The sequence below is a fragment of the Mycobacterium sp. E342 genome (genome assembly GCF_001667665.1).
In the GTDB taxonomy this organism is placed as follows: Bacteria; Actinomycetota; Actinomycetes; order Mycobacteriales; family Mycobacteriaceae; genus Mycobacterium.
Window position 1 is genome coordinate 16,605 of record NZ_LZJM01000040.1, and the last position, 21,480, is coordinate 38,084.

21 protein-coding genes are annotated in these 21,480 nt (G+C 62.3%); 12 read left to right on the plus strand and 9 right to left on the minus strand.

Translation table 11 applies throughout. The features are described 5' to 3' along the window. Window positions 1–75 precede the first annotated feature (75 nt). The 6 genes from A5692_RS02240 (at window position 76) to A5692_RS02265 (ending at window position 6,926) form a co-directional block, all read left to right on the plus strand. Complete coding sequence (locus tag A5692_RS02240; RefSeq protein WP_231984151.1) at window positions 76–1,434, plus strand: phenylacetate--CoA ligase family protein; 1,359 nt, start codon at window positions 76–78, stop codon at window positions 1,432–1,434. 22 nt (window positions 1,435–1,456) lie between these two features. Then, the gene (locus tag A5692_RS02245) at window positions 1,457–2,149 is read left to right on the plus strand and encodes a hypothetical protein (protein ID WP_067921614.1); all 693 of its coding nucleotides are present in this window, start codon (window positions 1,457–1,459) and stop codon (window positions 2,147–2,149) included. Window positions 2,150–3,001: 852 nt separating this feature from the next. Next, window positions 3,002–3,979, plus strand: a complete 978-nt coding sequence (locus A5692_RS02250; protein ID WP_067921611.1) for a thiamine pyrophosphate-dependent dehydrogenase E1 component subunit alpha — start codon at window positions 3,002–3,004, stop codon at window positions 3,977–3,979. After that, window positions 3,976–4,959, plus strand: a complete 984-nt coding sequence (locus tag A5692_RS02255) for an alpha-ketoacid dehydrogenase subunit beta (protein ID WP_067921608.1) — start codon at window positions 3,976–3,978, stop codon at window positions 4,957–4,959. Before A5692_RS02250 ends, A5692_RS02255 begins: the two co-directional genes overlap by 4 nt. Before the next feature lie 3 nt (window positions 4,960–4,962). After that, window positions 4,963–5,205 carry a lipoyl domain-containing protein gene (locus A5692_RS02260; RefSeq protein ID WP_067921605.1) on the plus strand — a complete coding sequence of 81 codons (243 nt, stop codon included), beginning with the start codon at window positions 4,963–4,965 and terminating at the stop codon, window positions 5,203–5,205. Continuing rightward, on the plus strand, window positions 5,202–6,926 hold the full coding sequence (locus tag A5692_RS02265; protein WP_068051593.1) for an FAD-binding protein: 1,725 nt from the start codon (window positions 5,202–5,204) through the stop codon (window positions 6,924–6,926). Before A5692_RS02260 ends, A5692_RS02265 begins: the two co-directional genes overlap by 4 nt. 646 nt (window positions 6,927–7,572) lie before the next feature. Here the strand turns inward: A5692_RS02265 and A5692_RS02270 are convergent. The 4 genes from A5692_RS02270 to A5692_RS30305 form a co-directional block, all read right to left on the minus strand. Continuing rightward, window positions 7,573–8,340: a hypothetical protein gene (locus A5692_RS02270; protein ID WP_156765885.1), complete on the minus strand. Its 768-nt coding sequence runs from the start codon at window positions 8,338–8,340 to the stop codon at window positions 7,573–7,575. Window positions 8,341–8,438: 98 nt separating this feature from the next. Then, complete coding sequence (locus A5692_RS28785) at window positions 8,439–8,597, minus strand: hypothetical protein (RefSeq protein ID WP_156764357.1); 159 nt, start codon at window positions 8,595–8,597, stop codon at window positions 8,439–8,441. 197 nt (window positions 8,598–8,794) lie between these two features. Then, window positions 8,795–9,937, minus strand: coding sequence for an acyl-CoA dehydrogenase family protein (locus A5692_RS02275; protein WP_068051595.1), 1,143 nt, complete (start codon window positions 9,935–9,937; stop codon window positions 8,795–8,797). Window positions 9,938–10,150: 213 nt separating this feature from the next. After that, window positions 10,151–10,324: a hypothetical protein gene (locus A5692_RS30305; RefSeq protein ID WP_156764356.1), complete on the minus strand. Its 174-nt coding sequence runs from the start codon at window positions 10,322–10,324 to the stop codon at window positions 10,151–10,153. A 366-nt stretch (window positions 10,325–10,690) separates the two neighbouring features. Between A5692_RS30305 and A5692_RS02280 the strand changes: the two genes are divergently transcribed. From A5692_RS02280 to A5692_RS02300, 5 genes are all read left to right on the plus strand, one after another. After that, window positions 10,691–11,782: an LLM class flavin-dependent oxidoreductase gene (locus A5692_RS02280; RefSeq protein WP_231984152.1), complete on the plus strand. Its 1,092-nt coding sequence runs from the start codon at window positions 10,691–10,693 to the stop codon at window positions 11,780–11,782. A gap of 117 nt (window positions 11,783–11,899) precedes the next feature. Further along, window positions 11,900–12,343, plus strand: coding sequence for a Zn-ribbon domain-containing OB-fold protein (locus A5692_RS30310; RefSeq protein ID WP_067921590.1), 444 nt, complete (start codon window positions 11,900–11,902; stop codon window positions 12,341–12,343). Continuing rightward, the gene (locus A5692_RS02290; RefSeq protein ID WP_067921587.1) at window positions 12,340–13,515 is read left to right on the plus strand and encodes a thiolase family protein; all 1,176 of its coding nucleotides are present in this window, start codon (window positions 12,340–12,342) and stop codon (window positions 13,513–13,515) included. The genes A5692_RS30310 and A5692_RS02290 overlap by 4 nt, the downstream gene beginning before the upstream one ends. Window positions 13,516–13,711: 196 nt before the next feature. Further along, a complete protein-coding gene (locus tag A5692_RS02295; RefSeq protein ID WP_067921584.1) occupies window positions 13,712–14,356 on the plus strand; it encodes a TetR/AcrR family transcriptional regulator in 645 nt (214 codons plus the stop codon). Between the two features lie 220 nt (window positions 14,357–14,576). Beyond that, window positions 14,577–15,149: a TetR/AcrR family transcriptional regulator gene (locus A5692_RS02300; RefSeq protein ID WP_067921578.1), complete on the plus strand. Its 573-nt coding sequence runs from the start codon at window positions 14,577–14,579 to the stop codon at window positions 15,147–15,149. A gap of 156 nt (window positions 15,150–15,305) precedes the next feature. Here A5692_RS02300 and A5692_RS02305 read toward each other — a convergent pair whose 3' ends face one another. Then, window positions 15,306–16,709: an SRPBCC family protein gene (locus A5692_RS02305; protein WP_082962323.1), complete on the minus strand. Its 1,404-nt coding sequence runs from the start codon at window positions 16,707–16,709 to the stop codon at window positions 15,306–15,308. A 167-nt stretch (window positions 16,710–16,876) separates the two neighbouring features. Here A5692_RS02305 and A5692_RS02310 point away from each other — a divergent pair, with 167 nt between their 5' ends. Next, complete coding sequence (locus tag A5692_RS02310) at window positions 16,877–18,538, plus strand: class I adenylate-forming enzyme family protein (RefSeq protein ID WP_082962324.1); 1,662 nt, start codon at window positions 16,877–16,879, stop codon at window positions 18,536–18,538. Window positions 18,539–18,694: 156 nt separating this feature from the next. Here A5692_RS02310 and A5692_RS02315 read toward each other — a convergent pair whose 3' ends face one another. The 4 genes from A5692_RS02315 to A5692_RS02330 form a co-directional block, all read right to left on the minus strand. Continuing rightward, entirely contained in the window at window positions 18,695–19,474 is a 780-nt protein-coding gene (locus A5692_RS02315; protein ID WP_231984153.1) for an SDR family oxidoreductase, read from the minus strand. A gap of 40 nt (window positions 19,475–19,514) precedes the next feature. Further along, window positions 19,515–20,264 carry an SDR family NAD(P)-dependent oxidoreductase gene (locus tag A5692_RS02320; protein ID WP_067919816.1) on the minus strand — a complete coding sequence of 250 codons (750 nt, stop codon included), beginning with the start codon at window positions 20,262–20,264 and terminating at the stop codon, window positions 19,515–19,517. Beyond that, window positions 20,261–20,878: a TetR family transcriptional regulator gene (locus tag A5692_RS02325; RefSeq protein WP_067917816.1), complete on the minus strand. Its 618-nt coding sequence runs from the start codon at window positions 20,876–20,878 to the stop codon at window positions 20,261–20,263. Before A5692_RS02325 ends, A5692_RS02320 begins: the two co-directional genes overlap by 4 nt. Next, window positions 20,875–21,480 (minus strand): phosphotransferase family protein (locus A5692_RS02330; RefSeq protein WP_156765886.1); only part of this gene is annotated, 606 nt, incomplete at its 5' end. The genes A5692_RS02330 and A5692_RS02325, both read right to left, overlap by 4 nt.

Genomic DNA, 21,480 nt, shown 5'->3' on the forward strand with positions numbered 1-21,480 from the left:
CACGTTACGATGTACTGTCGGTGCTACAGCGATAGCAGCGCACCTTGATTACTAACGCCGAACTCGAGGAGAATCGTGGCGAGTCCGACCGAGAGCCCGCTGGCACCGTTCAACGCGTCGTTCCCGGGCGACGACATGGGCCGCTACTTCTATGAGCCCGGGATCGAGACGGCAAGCCGCGAGGAGATCCATGCGTGGCAGGAGCGGCGCATCCTCGAACTTGTGCCGTATGTGTGGGAGCGGTCCGGTTTCTATCGCGAACATTGGGGCGGCGCTGGCGTGCAACCGAGCGACATCCGATCCCTAAACGACTTCTTCGCCAAGATCCCCACGTTCAGCAAAGCTGATCTCAGGGGGTATCGCGAACGCACGGGTGATCCCTTCGCCGGGATCCTATGCGTGGATCGAGCGGAGCTGTCCTCCATCACCTCGACTTCCGGCACCACGTCGTTGCCCGAATTCCTTCCCGAGATCTGGGATGCGGCACCGCCGCTGCCCATGACGTCCACCCGCGCGCTGTGGCAGCTCGGGCTGCGGCCAGGTGATCGCGTGCTGGTCGCGCCGGGGGCGTTTCGTGGGTTCTGGGACGATTACTACCGCCTGCTTGGCCTAGTGCCGGTGTACATCGACACCTGGATCGGTGAGGGCGAGCGGGTCCTGAACGCCGTCAACCGTCATCAGGTCGCATACCTTCAGTTGTTCATGCCGATCGTCATGGAGTTTGAGGCGCTCGAGGCGAAGTACGACATTCGCGACATGCTTTCATCACTCAAAGGCGCCTCGTTCGCAGGCCAGCCGCTGAGCGCCACTCTCGCTCGCAAGGTCCGCGACGAGTGGGGGGTGCACTTGGTGACGTGGACAAGCGCAGGTGACACAGGTGGCGCATGGGAGGGCAATGAACGCGATGGCTACTTCCTGCAGGAAGATACCGTGCTGGCCGAGATCGTTGATCCGGTGACAGGCGTACCGGTGGGCGAGCGCGAGACGGGTGAACTCATCGCGACAGACCTCGACAACGACGCCGCCCCCTATATCCGATTCCGCTCCGAAGATCTCGTACGCGTCAGCCGCGAGCCGGCCATCAGTGGCTGTACCCATACACGAATCTGGGTCATGGGCCGGGCTGGTGACCAGATCCGGATCGGTGGTAAGACTTTTGTCCTGTCAGATATTTGGGCGCCCATAGAGTCGTTACCCGAATGTGCAGACGCGATCTTCCAGATCGTCAAGTACGCCGATGAAATGGGTGCTCTGCGCATCCGGATCGGATATGCGCCCGAACGCACGGCCGACATCGACGAACTGCATAGCCGCGCGGTGCTCACGCTCAAGAACGCCCTCGATGTCGAGGTGGAAGCCGAGCTGATGGCCGTTGACGAGCTGATGAAGCACTCGACGAGTGTGGCGAAGTTCCTCAGGGTGGTCAAGGAATGAACGAAAGCGCGGGAGGCAAGTTATGAGCAGAGCGACCATGGCAGCGGCGTCGGTGACGGTTCCGCGTGCCAGCCTCTATGGCATCGGTTCGTGTCGGGTCGGCACCGAGTTCCGCGACTTCGAGATCGGATGGGATGAAGTCGATCGTGATATCGAGTGGATGACTGCACTCCTGCGCGAAGCCGGTCTAAAGAAGGGCGACCTGGCGCAGATTACCCTGCCGAATTGGGAAGGGCCTTGGTTCACTCCCCTCATTGCCGGGCTAAAACGCATCGGCGTGGTCGTCGCGCTGGCCGAGCAGTTCTCGTGGGATGCGCGTCGCGTCGCCCATTTCGTCGGGAGTCTGCGTCCGCGTGCTTATTTCGGTCTGTGCGCGGAGACGCTCCAGGGGTTGCGCGGGCTCGAGATCGACACCGCGGACCTGTTGAGCGATGTCGAGATTATCTGGGCGCGTCACGATGCGCTCGCTGAGACCCCAAACCTGGGCTTTTCGGCGCAGCCGCTAGTGCCGCTGGGCCCTGCCCTGGCTGTTGGTGTCCCTGGTGTGGGCGCGGTCGTGAACACCGGCGAGTGGGAAATACGCACCGCGGAGGGAGAATTCGTAGTGTCGACGGCTTCCGATCGCGCTATGCGATTCACCGATGTCGGCACGGGTATCAAAGGAACCGTCGGCAAGCAAACCGAACTTGGCACGACCGTCGAGTTTGAGTTCTGAGCGTGACTGCAATCGGGTAGGGTGCCGGACCCCGTGGCGCTGGCGGTGGCGCGCGATGAATGGATCACCTCAGAGAGGGCCGTCGCAAAGGCCAATCGCACCGTCAGCACGGAGCGGTGACCTGAGATTTGCAGTCTCGCGCAAGCCGATCTGCTCGCGTGGAGTACGCGTACACCTCCCAGGTTTCAGCTAGGCCGTCGATGAATCGCCCTACCGCGGCCGGTGATCAATGTCCGCAGGTCGGGCATCAGGCGTGGCAGCGCCCAGTCACCCATCGAATTGCATTGCGGGGCATGGCGCCGATCCGCATTCGCGCCTCCTGAGCGCGAATCCGCCTCGGACGGGTCCGAGTGATGAACGCAGGCTCGCGGCAAACACGACGGCTGTCCTTTCGGGTATCGCCGGCATGAAGTGGCGCGGTTGCCCGTCGCACGAAAGAAATAGATAGATGTTTGCTTCACCTCTTCAGAACTCAGCTGTATAGTGTCCACTGACTAGAAGTGCGGTGTAGCGCGCATGGAGGGCGGGCCCATGACTGACGTATCAGAAGCCCCAGTCAGGTTTTCGCGTTCGGCGCCAATCGCGGCGTCGCACCCCGGCGGTGTCACACCGACTTCGTCTCCAAACGGGCCTACTGCCAGTCTGCTTTGCTGCTCGCGGCGCAGGAGCGCCTGTGGCCGAACGTCTTGCGGCTCGCCTGCCGCCAGGAGACGTCAAACCCGCGGCGGACGTGGTCACGGGGAATTCAACGGATCAACACGCGAACACCATTCAGGAGCAATCGATGTCTAAAGTGCACCGCGCAGTGAAGCAGTACTTGGGAACGGGCGTTGACGTCGGGGAGGCCCGGTCATGACGAGTCCAACATCGCAGCAGCTGGCGGACATCTACCGCATGGCGTCATTAATCAAGATGACCGATGAGAAGATCCGCGGACTGTTGATGTCCGGCGAACTGGCGCTTTCGTATTACTCGCCGCGTGGTCAGGAGATCGTCGCCGCAGCGACGGCGCAGTCGCTACGACCAGAGGACTACGTTGTCACCATCTACAGGGGAATCCACGATCAGATCGCCAAGGGTGTTCCGCTTCGGCCGCTCATCGCCGAGTTCTTCGGCAAGGTCGACGGTGCCTGTAAGGGCAAGGGCGGCCCCATGCACGTTACCTATCCTCAGTCGGGTGTCATGCTCACGACCGGCGTCGTGGGCAGCGGTCTGCCAATCGCCAACGGTTTGGCGTTGGCGGCACAGCTGCGTGGGGAGTCCCGCGTTGTAGTCAGCAACTTCGGCGACGGCGCAAGCAACATCGGAGCCTTCCACGAGGCACTGAATCTCGCCGCACTGTGGAAACTGCCCGTCATCTTCCTCTGTCAGAACAATGAATACGCAGAGCACACGCGCTTCGCCAACGGCACCAGCTGCGCCAACGTGGCTGACCGGGCGGACGCTTACGGGATACCCGGCGTGATCGTGGACGGCAACGACCCGGACACGATGTTCGCCGTCGCGGCAGAGGCCACCGCGCGCGCCCGCGCCGGTGGTGGCCCGACTCTGTTGGAGGCCAAGACATTCCGCTTCATGGGTCACTTCTTCGGTGACGACGGAGGCTACATCCCGCAGGATGAGTATGCGCTGCGACTCGCCGCCGATCCGGTTCCGGCGTTGCGAGCAAGACTCGTCGATCGAGGTTGCGCCACCGAGGAAGTGCTCGACGCGATCGATGCGGAGAACGGCCGCCTCATCGATGATGCGATTGAATTCGCCCGCGGCAGCGAATACCCCTGTGAAGCCGAACTCGGCCGCGACGTCTACGCGCAGGAGATTCTGGTATGAGCAGCGCCGAAATCACCTTCGCCCAGGCGTCCAACATGGCCATGGACGAGGCGCTTGCGGCAGACGATTCGGTGTTTATCCTTGGCGAGGATGTCGCCGACCGGGAGGGCGGCGGTGTCGCCAAGGTGACCGCGGGGTTGTCGACCAAGTACGGCGATCAGCGGGTCCGTAGCACGCCGATCAGCGAGCAGGCTATAGCCGGTGCCGCCGTCGGTGCGGCGATCGCGGGCATGCGACCAGTGGCCGAGATCATGCTGGCCAACTTCCTGTCGGTGGCGATGGACCAGATCGTCAACCACGCCGCCAAGATCAGGTTCATGTCGGGCGGACAGACGGGCGTACCACTGACTATCAGGACGATGAGCGGCGCCGGAATGGGTTCGGGCGGACAGCATTCCGATATGCCCGAGGCGTGGTTCGCTCATGTCCCGGGTCTCAAGGTCGTCACAGGGTCGACACCGGCGGAAGTCAAGGGCTTGCTGCTCTCCTGCATCTTCGACGATGACCCTTGCATCTTTCTCGAGTGCATGCCGACGTATTGGGACAAGGGGACTGCTCCGGAACCCGGTTTTCGCATTCCACTGGGCACCGCAAGGATCGCGCGCGCGGGGGCCGATGTCTCGGTCATCACCTACGGTCGCCCGGTCGCACAGGCGCTGGCGCTTGCCGACAGGCTGGCTGCGGAGAGAATCGGCGTCGAAGTCATTGACTTGCGCACTGTTTCGCCGTTCGACTCCGAAACAGTGTTGCGTTCGGTCGCCAAGACCGGTCGGGCGGTGATCGTACATGAAGCGGTCGAGCAGTTCAGCGTGGGCGCAGGCATCTCGGCAGTCATCTCCGAGGAGTTGCACGGCGATCTGCGTGCGCCAGTGGCCCGTGTGGGATCACGCAACTGTCCGGTGCCCTTCAGTCGGCCCCTGGAGCAGGCATTCCTGTACAGCGACGACCGTATCGAGGCCGCAGTACGAAAGGTGCTGTAAGACATGCCATTTGTTTATAAGATCAAGATTCCTAAATTGGGTATGGCGGTCGAGGCGGCGACTCTGTCAGCGTGGCTTGTCGAGGACGGACAGACGATCGCCGCCGGAGAACCGCTGTACGTCGCGGCCACTGACAAGGTCGACCAGGAGATCACCTCTCCGGTGTCGGGTGTCGTCAAGCTGATCGGAGTGGTTGAGGAAAACTATCCGGCAGGGACGTTGATAGCGGAGATCACGGCCCAATGACCATCGGCGACCAGCAGTGGGATGTCATCACCGACTGCGTCATAGTCGGCAGCGGCGGGGGGTCGATGTGTGCGGCTTTGGCCGTGGCCGACGCCGGATGCCAGGCACTTGTCGTGGAGAAAGCCGCCGTCGTCGGAGGGTCGACCGCAATGTCGGGTGGGGTTCTGTGGTTACCTGACAATCCCGTGTCGCGCCGCGTCGGCGTCGAGGACTGCCGCGAGGACGCCCGACGCTACTTTGCCTCGGTCGTAGGTGACGAGGGTCCTGCCACTTCGTCGCAACGGCGGGAGTCGTTTCTGGACGGGATTGAGCCGATGATCGCGTTTCTGAAGCGAAAGGGAATTCCATTCCGGCACTGCGAGGGGTACCCGGACTACTACGACGAGCGGCCAGGCGGAAAGCAACGGGGCCGGTCCATTGAGACCGATCTCTTCGACACCGGGCTATTAGGACCTTGGGAATCGAAACTGCGAGTGCCAGAGAGAATTCCACCGATCCCGATGTTCACCGGCGAGGTCGCGGCGGCGACTCTCGGCGGACGCACCGTCGGATCGGTGCGGACCATCGCGAACGTCGCCGGGCGCGCGCTCCGCGCGTTGGCCACAAAGCGCACCATGCGCGGCTCGGGTGCGGCATTGCAGGGCTGGATGCTGCTGGCCGCGTTGCGCCACGACATCCCGGTATGGACAAACACCCCGATGGTCGATCTGATCGTCGATGACGGCGCGGTGCTGGGGGTTCTTGTCGAACGCGACGGCAGGCGGCTGCGAATCCGGGCACGTGCGGGTGTGCTGCTCAACTCCGGAGGCTTCTCGCACAATGCGGCGATGCGGTCCCAGTACGGTAAGCAACCCGCGTCGACGAAATGGACCGCGGCCAACCCGGGCGATACCGGTGAGGTGCTAGAGGCTGCGATCCGTCATGGTGCCGCAACCGATCTCATGGACGAAGCGTGGTGGATGCCGGTGACGTTGCCACCGCCCGCCGACGATCCGCTGTTCCTGATGTACGAACGGTCGAAACCGCACGGCGTCCTGGTCGACGGCACAGGTCAGCGATACGTGAACGAGGCCTGCTCCTACATGGAGGTCGGTCGGGCGATGTTCGAGCGACACCGCTCGGGGCAGGCGGTGCCCAGCTGGTGGATCATGGACAGCCGGCATCGCCGCCGTTACATGTGGGGCTTCAACCCGATCCGCGGACACACGCCACGCAAGTGGCTGGCGAGTGGCTACATGCTCGCGGCCGACAATATCGCTGTGCTCGCGACACGGTGCGGATTACCCGCCGAGGCGCTGGAACATACGCTGGAACGTTTCAACGCGTCCGCGACTACGGGAAAGGATCCCGATTTCGGCAAGGGGGAACGGGCTTACGACCGCTACTACGGCGATCCGCGCACAAAACCGAACCCGTGCGTGGGTCCGGTGGACAAGCCGCCGTTCTACGCCGTCCGTGTCTATCCCGGCGACGTGGGGACGTGCGGAGGGATGCTGACCGACGAGCACGCCCGTGTGCTTCGGCGGGACGGAGACCCGATCGTGGGGTTGTACGCGACTGGTAATTGCACCGCACCGGTGGTCGGACGCAGCTATCCGGGTGCGGGAGCCAGCATCGGTGTCTCGTTCGTCTTCGGCTGGCTGGCAGCCGAGCACATGCTGGCGGCTCGTACGTCCGCGCTGTCGGGGCAGGACGCGGTGAACGTGGACACAGCGAGGTGACCAGAATTCGGGACAACTGAGGTTTTGTATGCAACGCCAGTTGTCGGCGCCGCCGGCCGCGAGTTCGTGGTTCTCCAGCTGCAGGAAGATCGGCAGCATCTCCGCCCAGCCCCACCCGGGCCTACCGAGGGCGGCGATGGCGTGGAGGACAACCGCGTTGCCGCGGTTGTCCTCCATTTCGATAATCGAACTGGACCCACCCAGCAACAGGCCGCGCGTCCACTGCTCAACGAGCCGAGAAGAGCCGACCGGCCGTACCGGGAAGTGCCACGCCAGTGTGGATGGTCGACGAGCTTACCGAGCCCCTTCGGTATGCGCGCACCAAAGGTTGCCATCCGCTTCGATCAGCAGACGCGATTGGGGGTCGACGTTGAGCCGATTGGCCAGTACACAACCCGCCAACACGCGCCCACGACGATGTAGTTGAAGTCGCTCACCGGTCACTCCTTCGCAACGTGCCGCTGCCGTCCGCGCTCCAAGTTGGGCAACGATTAGCCCAACCAATTCAACGGACTTCGCCGCCGAGCTCGGGTGTGCCGCCATGAACTGGAATCCGTTGTCCAAAACGAGGGCTGAGGCGGGCCGCCGTGACATTTGGCGATCCTACCAACGCATTAGCGCGATGAATCAGATGTTCATCAGGCCGTCATCCGGCTGTGTACGTCGCATCGACAGTGATGGCCACCCTCCCGTCGGGACCGAGTAGTTCGGCGCGTGCGACGGCGAGGCGTCGGCCGCGGTGCAGCACGATGACGCGGCAGTCGATCTCGCCACTCGACACCGGAATGCCCCGGAGAAACACCGCGCGAAGGTCGGCTAAGCAGAGGTCGGTTGATCCACCGGTGCCAAGCGCGAGGTCGATCGCCCGTCCGCCCATCATCGCACCTATCCCGCCGTGGATGATTTTATATGCGTTCGCCAGGTCCGTCGACGCACCGAAGCTCACGTCGGCACCATCTGCAGTTGTGCGCCTCACCCGCGTCTGAAGCAGCGCGTCGACGTCTTCGAATTCAGGAACCGGTGATGAGCTGATGTGAGTGGTAATCGATTGGTCCTGGGCGGAGACCAACATCGCCCCCAACGTCGCATATCCGAGCACGTTGTCGTTCTCGTCTGTAATGGTCGACTCCGCGAGACCGAATGTTCCTCGGATGCGGCGCAACCCGGCGCTGCACCTCAACATAGTCAGATGACCCGGAACCGGTCCCGTCAGTTCGAGGTGCAAGTGCGTGGTGAGCATTGCAGGGTGGTCACTGTCGATCACCGCCACGCCCAGACCCCAGTCGGCGAGTATCGCCAAAGCCCCGGGGATCAGCGCTCCCCGCGAATCACGCATCGCGCTGGAAACTGCCATGTGCCCGACCACCCGACCGTCGATCGCGACCGGATCATCGAGCCCGGCGACGGCGCGCACCGGGATGTGGGGCATAACGATTCGCCGGCTCAGCATAGCTGGCGGGGTTGGTTTCCTGTCCGACGAAAACCGCGCCATTACCGGGGGTCCCACATGTCTTAGTCCTCTGCGAACGTGGTGCCGGAGACGGTCTCCCGCACCAGACCCTGGTGCACAGGCATCGACGGATAGATGAGATGGGAGAACCGCGTCAGCGCCTCATCGCGTGCCCTCACGGCGCGACCCCACCCACCGTCGGCGATGACGAACCCCGTCACGACGCGACCCTCAGACCTGCGCCATGAGTGTCGGGTCTGGCCGCCGCCATGGAGGAGAAGTATCAGCCCCTTCGTTGTGTGGCTGGATGCTGACCAGTGATCGCCGCGGATAATGCCTGCGGTGCCACGGAATTGGATTGGCGTTGGCTTCATGGTGGTACTCCGTTTTCACAGGTGCGGAAGGTGGTCCGGTCAGATCAAAATCCCATCGCGCGTCCCATGAGGTCCTTCATGATCTCCGTGGTGCCGGCGTAGAGTCGCTGGACACGCGAATCGCGCCACAGGCGTGCGATTTCGTATTCGTTGATATATCCGTAGCCGCCATGCAATTGGAGGCAGCGGTCGATAATTTCCCACTGCACTTCGGACGTCCACCACTTCAATCCGGCCGCGTCCTCATCGGTGAGGGTTCCGTCGTTGGCCGACAGCACGCACTGATCGAGATAGCACTGAGCGCTGTCGAGTTTGGTCTGCATCTCGGCCAAGAAGTGCCGGTTCACCTGGAAGGTGCCGATCGGCTGGCCGAATGCGGTGCGCTCCATCGCATAGACCTTTGTCAGGTCGAGCGCGCGCCGCGCCATCGGCAGTGCGTAACACGCCACCCCTAGCCGTTCGGTGGCCAGGTGCGATACCAGATGATAGAAGCCGCGATTGAGGTCACCGACCAGGTTTTCCTTGGGCACCCGGACGTCTTCGAAGAACAGCTCGGCCGTGTCGGCTGAGTGTTGGCCGATCTTGTCCAGCTTGCGTCCCCGGGTGAACCCGGACATACCTTCCTCGATCATCAACAGGCTGATGCCCTTGCGACCCGCCGCGGGATCTGTTTTGACCGCCGTCAGGATGAGGGACGACAACAACCCATTGCTGATGAACGTCTTCTGCCCGTTAACGATCCAAGCGTCGCCGTCGTCGCGGGCGGTAGTCTTGATGCCGGCGAGGTCGGATCCGGCCGCTGGTTCCGACATTGCAATTGAGCCGATGTACTCACCCGAAATGAACTGAGGCAGCCACCGCTTCTTCTGTTCCTCGGTAGTCAGGTCGTTCAGGTACGGCACCAGGATGTCGTTCTGCACGCCAAGACCGATGCCGGCGGTGCCGGAAGCGAAGAACTCCTCCGACAGGATCTGGTTGAACCGGTAGTCGGTGATGCCGAGCCCGCCGTACTCCTCTGGCAGCGCCCAACCGATCAGACCGTGTTTTCCAGCTGCGCGCCAGGCCTCCCGACTGGCCTTACCCTCGCGCTCCCACTTGTCGGCGTTGGGCGCGCATTCGTTGTCGAAGTAAGCTCGTGCGGTCTGGCGGAACTGGTCGTGAATCGGGGCGAAGATATTGCGGCGCATAGATTTTATTCTCCTACTTGGCTGAGGTTGCAGGGCTGATGGTGTCGTCGTGACCCGTGTGCTAGTTGGGCTACCGGGCCGACATCACGCCTTGGGCCTTCACGGGAGTGAATCGACACGTGCCGTCAACGCGATGGGATCACCACTGCACCGCGGCCGGGTGTGCTGTAGAACTGAGACAGTCCGACCTTCGGTTGTTCGCACATGGCGGTGTCAGGCTGCGCCGCGCAATTTTTGCACAAGCTCATGGAACTGCCGCAGGCCTGATGCGCCTACCGGCTCACTATTGGCAAGCAAGCCGCCCATCTCCAGCGCCGACCGATCGGGGTAGTGGCCGAATCGATACAGGCCAACGCCAACGATAGCCATCTCCGCTGTGGTGCCCATCGAGGTCCTTCCCGTGGTAATGCTCCATTGCCGCCGCGCCAGCGATCACATTTGGAATGAATAATATAGCTGATTCACCGATCTCGACGAACTTACTCGCTGGTGCTCAAGCGGGCGCCAAGGCGTACGTTTGCAGAACATGGCTGTCGGCTCGCCTGTCGATTCCGCTTCGGGTGATTGGCAACTCCGTGGGGCGGATCCCGTTGCGCCCCATCGTGGCTCCTGAATGGTACACCGTATCTATACACCGTATAGTTGTGCGTTAGGATGCATTTGTTAACTCTCTTCGGACGACATCGGGCAACCAGCTATGAATGCTGTTTCACTATCCACGTTTTATGACGGAGGCTGCATGGAAGGGTTGATGTGACGGAATTTGCCCAGGGCTCGTCTGCGAGTCGCGACGCCGGTAGCCTCGTGGTCGAAGCGCCAGCCGACGGACCGCACGTGCCGCAACATTCCAGGTCCATCGACGTCGGCGTTTACTTCGACCTTCGTAATCCGGCGCGGTGGCGCAAGGACCCCGCGTATCTGTACCGATTCACAATCGAGGCGTGCGAGGAAGCCGAGCGATTGGGCGCCGCATCGGCCTGGTTCACCGAACACCACCTCTTCGACGACGACTACATGTCCAATCCGCTCACGTTTGCCGCCGCCGTCGCGGCCAGGACAACGCGGATCCGCCTCGGTATCGGGATCGTGATCACCCCACTGCACCATCCCGTGGAGATCGCCGAGCAGTCCGCCTGCGTGGATCTAAGATCTGGCGGGCGTCTCGATCTGGGTCTCGGAGCAGGCTACCGCGTACCTGAATTCGACCTCTTCGACACGAATCTGAAGAACCGCTTCGCGCGCACCGACGACACAGCACGCAGGTTGCGTGAGCTATGGGCGCCCGGCGGGGTGACACCGGCACCGGTACAACCTCAGCTCCCTATCTGGATGGGATACCAGGGCCCGCAGGGCGCCCGGCGCGCCGGCTTGCTGGGAGAGCGGCTCCTATCGGCCGACGGCGCGTTGTGGGAGGAGTACCGCGCCGGCCTCATCGAAGGCGGCCACCCCGTCAGCGCTGGTGTGATGGGCGGTGCTATCCAAGGCTGGGTCAGCGACGATCCGGAGCGAGATTGGCCCATGGTGTCCGAGCATCTCAGTCACCAGTTCGACACCTACCGCCGCCACAGTGTCGAAGGGACGGGACGGGACGTACCCAAGCCGGTCGACCTGAACCGCATTATGAATAAGGAAGGCCCAGCAGGGCCGTTGGGCTCATTTCTTTATAGCACACCGGAATTCGTCGCCGAGCGTGTTCGCGCGTCGATCGGCGATGCCCCCGTGAAGACGGTGTTCTTGTGGGCGTCAATCGGCGGAATGGACGAGAAGCCGGTGATACGCAACATCGAAACCATCTGCAACCGGGTGGCGCCGCTGCTGGCGGCCGCTGACTCGTCGACGTCCTGAATCTGGGCACACGTGCGCCGAAGCTTCTCTGGCACACGCCACCAAGCTGCTCAGACGTTACAGCGTAAGGTTGTCAAGCCGACATTTTGTGCGGTGGACCGAAGAGGAGTTCTATCGATGGTGATCAGTGACGACGAATTGGTCGAGCGTTTCCCCGGCGAGCCCGTCACGCATGACAATGCGGAGCACTACCGCGGGCGCTTGCGCCGAGAGCTCCTGATTAATCGCTGCCAAGACTGCGGGCGGTGGCATGCGCCGCCCAAGCCGGTGTGCCCGGATTGCTGGTCGTCTGACCTGCGGTCGACTCCCGTTGTCGGGGGCGGAGAGATCTTCATGGCGATATTCCTTCACCAGGGCTCACCCGCGCCGGGTGTGGACTATTCGACGCCCTACCCGGTCGTGACGATCGAGTTGGACGAGCAACGCGGTCTACGGTTCACCTCCACGGTCGTCGGTGCGCCCAACGACGCGATCCGAATCGGTGCGCGCGTGAACCTAGCGTGGATCGACCGTCATGGGTCGCCGATGCCTGTCTTCGAGTTGAGCGACACCGGATCATGAGCGGAAAGCCCATTAACTCGATGAAGGATCACGTCGCGATTGCGGGCGCGGCTACGACCGGTTTTGTGGCCGCGAATTCGGGTCGCAGCCAGACGTCACTGGCGGCACAAGCCGCCATCGAGGTCATTCGGGCTTGTGGCCTGACCAAGGACGAGATCGATGGCCTATGTGGCAGTTGGCCATCGGCTAATGAACTGCAATCGGTGCTGGGCCTGCCGCGGCTCACGTGGTCGGGAAATCCGATGATTCCCCTTGTCGACCATGTCGCCACCGCCGCCGCCGCCGTCTATTCCGGCCTGTGCGAAACCGTACTGGTTTATCACGCGGCTTATCGCGCGATGTGGAACAGCGGCGGGGCATGGAAGGATCCGTTTCGGCGCATCGCGACTTCGGGACTCGGCGATCCGAAACCGGGTCCCGAGACGATGGCGGGTGCCGTCGGATACACCGGCTGGGCTTCTCGGTACATTTACGAATACGATGTGCCGCGTGAGGATTTCGGGCTTGTCGCCCTCAACGCTCGTGCTAACGCGGCGCGCAATCCCGCTGCGGCGATGCGTGATCCGCTCACGATGGATGAGTACCTCGGGGCGAGGCTGATTCGCGAGCCGTTGTGTCTCTACGATATGGATCCTGCCGTCGACGGTGGTGACGCTTTCATTGTCACCACCACCGAACGTGCCCGTGATCTGGCATTGCCGGCGGTGCTAATTAATGCTGCCGTACTCGGGCAGGTCGCGCCCAACGAGGAGGACCAGACCCTGAGCCTGAGGCACAATGGCCAGCACGTCGTGGTGAACACCCTGAAAGCGAAAAGTGACTTCTGGATTGACGACATCGACGTCTACTTTCCCTACGACGGCTTCACCCCGATCACTTTGAACTGGATGGAGAATGTCGGCTGGTGTAAACCGGGAGAGGCGGGCAATTTCCTACGTCAGCACTGGGACGCGGCCGAGGGCCGAGTGCTGATCAATGGCAAGATTCCCGTCAACCCCCACGGCGGATCGCTCTCGGAGGGGGCGACTCAAGCATCAGGGCACATTCGTGAGGCAGTTCATCAGCTGCAGGGGTTGGCAGGGGAGCGCCAAGTGCCGAATGCGCGGCGGGCGTTGATCACTGCAGGCGGGTTCTTCTTCAACGCACAGGGGCTTGCGCTGCACACCGACTGACTTCGTCGACGGTCAACACAGGCTAACTGTGGATCGGCCGCGCGTATCGCCAGACTAGGACCGACCGGGGTTTCCCCGCCAATCGAAGAATCCCCGGTATGTCTAGATTGGGTGGCGTGGACCTTCGAACGCTGGTGCGGGATGGTGTCCGCTCTCCGGGTGCCCCGCTCGGGGCTGGCGGGTTGGTGATTGCGGCATGAGCCTCGAGCGGCATCGCAATGCAAAGCGCGTCCGGCGAACGGGCGACGAAGTACGGGCGCGGTTGCTCCAGGCAGGCCTAGAGGTTTTCGCTGAACGCGGCTACGCCGGGGCGTCGACCAAGGAGATATCGCGTCGGGCAAAAGTCGCAGAGGTTTTGTTGTTTCGCCACTTCGGAAATAAGGACGGGCTTTTCGAGGAGGCTGTGCTTGCCCCGTTCCAGCAGTTCGTTGATGCATACCTCTCCAAGTGGGAGGAGCACCGCCAAGTGGCTGAGCAGCCGTTAGAGGACAGGGTGCGTGAATATGTGGACTTACTTTACAGATTCTTCGAGCAGAATCGCCAACTCTTCGATGCGCTATTGGCGGCCAGAGCTCATCGCCCTGCGGTCGCTTCGCGCCTCGATGAGTTGTTCGCGCGATTGCAGAAACGGACGTTCGAAGCGACGATAGTGTTCGGCTTACCCATGAGGAACCCCGCGCTCACCACCCGGCTGAGCTTCGGACTGGTTATGTCAGCTGCATTGCACGCCGACATGCTGTTCCCATCACCGTCACATGCGGATCAAACGCGTGAGCAGGTGGTCGACCAGTTATGCGGCTACATGCTGGAAGGGGCGCAATCCGAGACAGAGACCGGGTGACATGGTGTTCGACGGTCTCCGGCATCAGATCCTTGCCTCCGCTGTGATGGGTAGGTCTAGAGGTTGGGAGTCGGACGAGCAGGTGAATGGTTGACGAACTGCGAGGTCGACCTGATAGTCGGATATGGCTGGCGCCTCGGTGCCACTGACGCCACATGGAGGCGAATTGGCTAGCACGCCATCGACGCGCCCGGTCCGCCACCGCCGATCGGGCGCCGAAGTGCGTGAACTGTTGGCCACGGCCGCGCGTGAAGCCTTTGCCGAAAAGGGTTACGCGGGGACATCGACGAAGGACATAGCGATTCGAGCCGGGGTGGCCGAGGTCCTAATATTCCGCTATTTCGGCACCAAAGCGGGACTCTTCGACGGGGCGGTTCTCGATACCTTCGAACAGTTCATTGACCAGTACGCCGTCCGCTGGTCAGAACGCGGTGCCCGCGGCGAGTCGGTCGAGGATATTGCTCGCGAGTACATCGCGATGCTCTACGCCTTCTTCGAAGAAAATCGCGCACTGCTAGTCGCCTTACTGTCAGCGAAGGCGCACCATCCGAGCACGGCCTTACGGCTCAATGAGTTGTTCGCGCGTCTGGAAAACATAGTTCGGGAGGCCACGCGCGAATATGGCATTCCAAGCCGGGATGCCGCAACGACGGTGAGACTTACTTTTGGCATGGTGTTGTCGACCGTCATTCATGCGGATGTTCTCTTCGCGGGCGGCCCAAGACTCAGCGAGCGACGGCTCGTGGATGAACTCACCGCCTACACCCTGCAGGGAATCTCAGATTCATCCTAGCGTTCATCACCAGATGCCAGTTCCGCAACGGAACTACGCGTGCCTCCGAAGCTGTCAGGCGGAGGGCAAGGATCGCCTGATCTTGAACGACCGCCCGGAGCGTCGGGTTGCGCTCAGACGAGTGTGGTCGAACTGGGGGATTACCACATAGATTCCTCACCGACGGTTTGCTCTTCGCCCGGTGGGATATGTCGGTATCCCGAGATACTCGTGAAGAACACGGTGGAAGTTCGAGATAGGTTTTTCCTGCACTGGATTCGTCCGGGCGCCCACAAAACCTCGTGACTTCATTCCCCGTTGGACCTCACCGAGATTCTGGAAGTCCTGAGGCAGAATTCCGCCCCAATCATCGTGCTCGCGCCAATCTCTGAAGAACTGTCGCTCCAGTGGCGGCTCACCACCCGGGCGATAGCGAGCCAGTGACCAGACATCGAACACACACGAATCAGGGTCATCGCCGTTGGGACGCGCCCGATACCATAGGGCCCCGTCCATATAGGGCAACACGATGAGATTCGGGAATATATGCCAGTCCATTCCAGCGCGAACAATGTTCTCGAAGGTTAAGCCGTCCGGCCACCCGGCGCCGCTTTCCAGCGCTGCCTCGCGCTGAAAGGTCATCAGCTTCATCATGACGGTCATCGGTTCCTCGTCGGCGGGAACATCGGTCAACAACCGCTTGGCGGCCTCGTAATCGCGGGTGGTGTAGATGGCTCGAAGGTCTCGCTCCATGAGCTCGAGAAATCCGAAGAGCCCGTGGCGCAGATCCTTCGGCACTTCGCCACCCAACCGGCGCGACGGGAAACCCAGCGGTCTATTGTCCGGGGGGTAGGTGAACATCCCGTGCTTGCCGAACGCTTCGCCGACCGTCCAGTCATCGGCGAAGCGCAACAGCTGAGGATGCGTCGCTGAGACGTGATAGCCCTCGTTGAACGCCTCTAGCACCGTTTTCCAATTGCACGGTAGAACAACCGTTTTGTACCAGCGATACCGCAATTTTTCGAACTCGAAACCGTCAAAGATTTCCGGTACCGGTGACAGGTAATCCCGCAACGGCTCGGGGGACCTTTCCATCGTGACGAACACAAACCCGCCCCATGTCTCGACGTGGACTGTCTTCAGTCGAATGTCTTGATCCTGAAGGCTATCCCCGTAGTCGGCACGGTCGAGGACCTCACGCGGGCTGCCGTCCAGGTTCCACCGCCAGCCATGAAACCGGCAGTAGAAGTGTTTGGCATTCCCGCATCCCTCGGTGAGGCGACGGCCTCGGTGCTGGCATACGTTGTAGTAGGCCCGAACCGTCCCCTCATCGATTCGGATGACGACGATCGACTCGTCGCCGATCTCGTAGCTCACGTAGTCGCCCGCGTTCGGAATCTCCTCCTCGCGGCAGGCAACCTGCCACACCTGCGGCCACAACCGTTGCTTCTCCAGGTCGACGAAGTTCTTCTCGTAATAGGGTTCCTTCGGCACGAAGTCGTCGCGCACCCGGCCGTTGTCGGAATTGCTGCCCGTAACGAGGTAGTCGCCGTTGGCGGCCTGTTGCGTTAGATCGGTCACTGCGCGCCTGCCCTCACCGTAACGTCGCCATTAGTTAGTGATCGCTATATACTCACTCGAATGAGGTCGCCTGTCAACGATTGCCAAGAATCCTTTGACCTATCGAATCTTCGCTACGGTGGGCCTTGCCATGAGCGGTTGGGAATCCACGCAGAAGCAGCTGACAAATGACTGAGGCCACGACGGCAGGCGCCGCCAAAGGGCCTGCCCTCGGCGCGCTCCCACAGCCTGGCCAGTCGTACGTGCGTGCCACCGACTCGGTCGCCCTGTCCGAGGAAACCATTGATCAGGCACTCGCTCGCCTAGCCCGCGACTGCGGCCAGGATCCGGCATTGCGCTGGCTCGACGAGACAGGTCCCCATACCATGTCATGGGCCGAGGTGCATTCGCGTGCCTGCGCGGCCGCCGCTACCTTCCTTGAACTGAATCCACGGCGTGCGCGGACCGCTATCGTCGCGCCGAATTCGGTCGACTGGATCGTCGCGATGTTCGGATGCGCGATCGCGCGAATGACCGTCGTCCCAATCAGCCCGTCATCAGCTGACGCTGAAGTTGCCCACATGCTTTCGCTCTCGCGGGCGGGACTCGTCTTGGCTTCGAAGCGCTTCGGCGATCGCGAGGTGCTACAAAGGATCGGGCGCGTCGCCGAGACGATTTCAGTCCGCCCGGTGGTGCACGACATCGCTGACTACGACGCGGCGTCGTGGAAGTCCACATCGTACGTCGGCGGGCGTACCGGGGCGGATGAGTTTCTTGTGCAGTTCACATCGGGCACCACCGGGCTACCCAAGGCCGCTGTCCTGTCACATCAAGCGGTGCTGAATACGGCGCGGCTGTTTGTCGATGCAGTTGGGCTCCAGCCCGGTGACATTTTCCTGAATCCACTGCCCTTGCATCATGTCGGCGGCAGCGTGACTGGTCTGCTGTTGGCCTCGGCTGTCGCTGGCACGTACGTAATCATCGAGCGCTTCGATAGCGTCAGTGCCTTGCGCGCGATCCGTGAATTCGCGCCGGCGGCGATAGGATCAGTGCCCACCATGCTGGCCGACATACTCGCCCTGCCGGATGTCTCGCCATCTGACTTCGCGTCCGTGCGCATCGTGATGACTGGTGCAACAGCGGTCGACTCCGGGCTTATCGAGGAGATGGAGCGTCGTCTAAATGTGAAGTTCGTGGTGAGTTATGGCCAAAGTGAGGCCCCTGGCATGGTGACGAGCGCGCCCTCGGACCCGATTGAACTGCGACTTCGGACGCTTGGACACTGTGTGCCGGGCCGCGATTACTACATCTGCGACCCCAACGGTTCACTTCTGGCAACAGGGATGGTTGGCGAATTGTGTGTCCGCGGCCCGCTCACGATGTCTGGTTACCTGAGGGACGACGGTGCCCTTGAGCCTGCGACCGATGACGCCGGTTGGATGCACACCGGTGATCTCTGTTCGATGGATGACCACGGCATCGTGACGTTTCGCGGGAGGATTCGAGATGTGATCATCCGTGGAGGCGAAAATGTCTACCCCGCCGAGGTCGAACATGTCATCACGGCCCACCCATCGGTTGCCGAAGCGGCAGTCTTCGGAGTGCCCGACACCCGACTGGGGGAGCGAGTCGTTGCTGTGGTGCTGCCCGCCGCCGGCGCGACTGTTGACGTAGACGACCTCAGCACGTTCGTCGCGAAGCGGCTGAGCCGCTACAAACGGCCCGTCGAGTGGATGATCGCTGCGACGCTGCCGCGGACGAGCACAGGCAAAGTTCTCAAACATCAATTACAGCAGTGGTACGAGGCAGGCAGTATCACAAATTATTGCCGCGGCCGCGACTCGTTGTGAAATATGGCTAACACCAGCGACTTTCGGCATTCCTCCGCGACGGCTATCTGCAGATCGTCGATCGAGAGAAGGACATCAGCGCCGACCTTCGCGTGGACTTGAATTACCGGCAGTCCGCGAGGATCGAAAGACGGTCAATTCGTCGCTGCGAAGTTCTCAACGAATGGATTGACCGCCGGTGTTCATCCGCTGCAGCCGCTGGTTGGTGCGTTGCAGCCATGCGTCGTAATCGGTGGCTTTGCGCAGGAATGACTCCCCGACGCGGGGGTGGGGTAGTGCTAAGAACTTTCCGGCCTGGGCGGCGTCAAGCGTCAGCCTGGCGCAGTCCTCAGGCTCGACCACGTCGCCAAGGGCAATGAGATCTTGTGTCGCCCCGATGCTTTCGTCGTCCTCGTTGCGGCCGAGCATTCCGGTGTTGACGGCGTTCGGGCACAGGCAGGTGACCTGGATGCCTCGGTGGGCATAGTTCAGGGCCAGCCATTCGGCGAACCCGAGGGCTCCGTGTTTACTCAGGGTATAGCCCATGAAGGATGGTCCGGTGATCAATGCCGCAGACGAGATGGTTTGAATGAGCCAGCCTTCGCCACGTTCCAACATGCCGGGAAGCACTTCCTGCGCAGCCCAGACGTGGGCGAGCAGGTTTACGTCGACGATTCGACGGATTTCCTCGGGCGACTCGGTCAGCCCGTCTCCGGTGTCGCTGAATCCTGCATTCGAGCAAAACACGGCGACCGGCCCGAAGATGTCTTCGGCACGGGCGACAAGGGCGGTGATGGAGTCAGGGGAGCCGACGTCGCTGCGCACGGCGATGCCTCCGACGCGGGTGGCGATCTTCTGCGCGCGTTCGCCGTTGAGGTCGGCGACGACGACCCTTGCGCCCCGCGCGGCGAGTTCTTCTGCTAGCGCTCGCCCGATTCCGTGACCGCCGCCGGTCACCACCGCACACCGTCCGTCTAATTGCATGGCTGTTGCTTCCTCAGAGATGCCCGCCGTCGACAGCGAGTACTTGTCCGGTGGTGAACGTGGCCGCATCGGAGGCGAGGTACAGTACTGCGCCCGAGATTTCGTCTGGCTGACCGACTCGGCCGAGTAGCGCGGTGCTGGCCGCGAAGTCGCGTTCGGTCTGCGGCCATGCCTTCATGACGTCGGTGTCGACGGCGCCAGGCATGACCGCGTTGACCCGTACTTTGGGTGCGAAGGCCCGGGCGAACGACTTGGTGAGATTGTTGAGGCCCGCCTTGGCGGCGGCGTACACGATGGCGTGCGAGGCCCCCATGTGTGCGGAGATAGTGCTGATGTTGACCACGGTGCCGCCGCCGTCCGCCGCCATCCGGGTGCCGATGGCGGCGGTCAGTCGGAACGGTCCCTTCAGGTTCAGCGCAATGGTCTTGTCGAAGAGCTCTTCGCTGATCGCATCGACACTGTCGTAACGCACTGACGATCCCGCGTTATTGACCAATATGTCGATGCGCCCAACGGCCGCGTAGGCTTCGTCAACCAGGCGGTCACATTCGGCCCATCGGTTGACGTTGGCGGGCAACGAGAATGCGCGCCGACCAGTGGCGGCGATCTCGGCTGAGGTCTTTTCGCATGCCTCAGAATTGCGGCTGACTACCACGATGTCCGCCCCCGACGATGCCAGCTGCGCGCAGATCGCCCGGCCGATGCCGCGGGTGGCGCCGGTGACAAGTGCAGTGCGTCCGGTCAGATCGAAGAGATTGGTCACTGGTTGTCTCCTCCTCCGTCGAACTTGCCGATTCCCTGCTCGAGCAGGGACAGTGCCGCCCGGATTCGCTCGGCCGGGTCGCCCCGCCCGCCGCCTTGGACCCAAGCGCCGAACTCTGCGGCGGCGACGGCGTTCATCGCCGTTACGGCGATGCGCGCGTGCATCGTTGACTCCTTGTGTCCCTTGGGGAAACGTCCCGCCACCAGCGCGACGAGCTCGTCGTCGTTGACCAGGCGCTGGCCGCGGCTGCGGGCATTCAACTCCGGTGCCTGGGCAAGAATGCGGCCCAGTTGCACGACGCGTAGACGGTCTGCTGGTTCGACGTGGGAGGTGGCCAAAAAGGCTTGCCGTAGCGCGGTGACCGGACCCTCGTCGGCCGGGCGCGAAGCCAGCGCGTGGATCAGTCGCTCCCACACATGACGTTCGTAGTCCAGCAGTACTTCGTCCTTGGATGCGAAGTACCGAAAGAAGGTCCGTTCGGAGATTCCAGCGGCGGCGCTGATGTCGCCTACAGTAACCGTGTCAAAACCGCGCTCAGCGAACAACGCGATAGCGGTACGGCCGATGTCGGCGCGTAGCAGGCGCCGTCGCCGATCGGTCAGCGGTTCGGTCATAGCCGTTGCCCGCGCGCAAATTCCGCTGCGCCATGAAGCAATCGAATCACTCGCGGGCCCATGTCTGTGCGGTCGGCATCGACGCCGGATTTGACCTGCCGGGCGTGCGAGCCTTCGAGGATGATGGCGAGTTTGAACAGTGCCAGCGCCTCGTAGTAGGGCAGCGCCGAGAGATCACGTCCGGTGCGCTCGGCATAACGGGTCGCCATTTGGGAGCGAGTCGGATAGCCGTCGGCGCCGCCAGCCTGGAGGGTGATAACGGGTTCCTCACCCGGCTCCGTCCAGCGCGCCAGCAGATGTCCGATGTCGAGCAATGGATCACCGATGGTGCCGGTGTCCCAGTCAACGATTGCGGCGAGCCTAGCGGGCGGTTGCGGGCTGACCATGACGTTGAACGGACTGTAGTCGCCGTGAATGATCGCTGCCGGGCTCATCGCGGGTATGTTGGCGGTGAGCCAGTCACTAAGGAAGTCCAGCTCGGGAAGGTCGCGTGTGCGATAGCGGTCGAGCTGAGCCAACCACCGCGGCACCTGACGCTCCAGAAATCCCTCGGGCTTGCCAAGGTCAGCCAGACCGCGCCGTCGCCAGTCCACCGCGGCCAG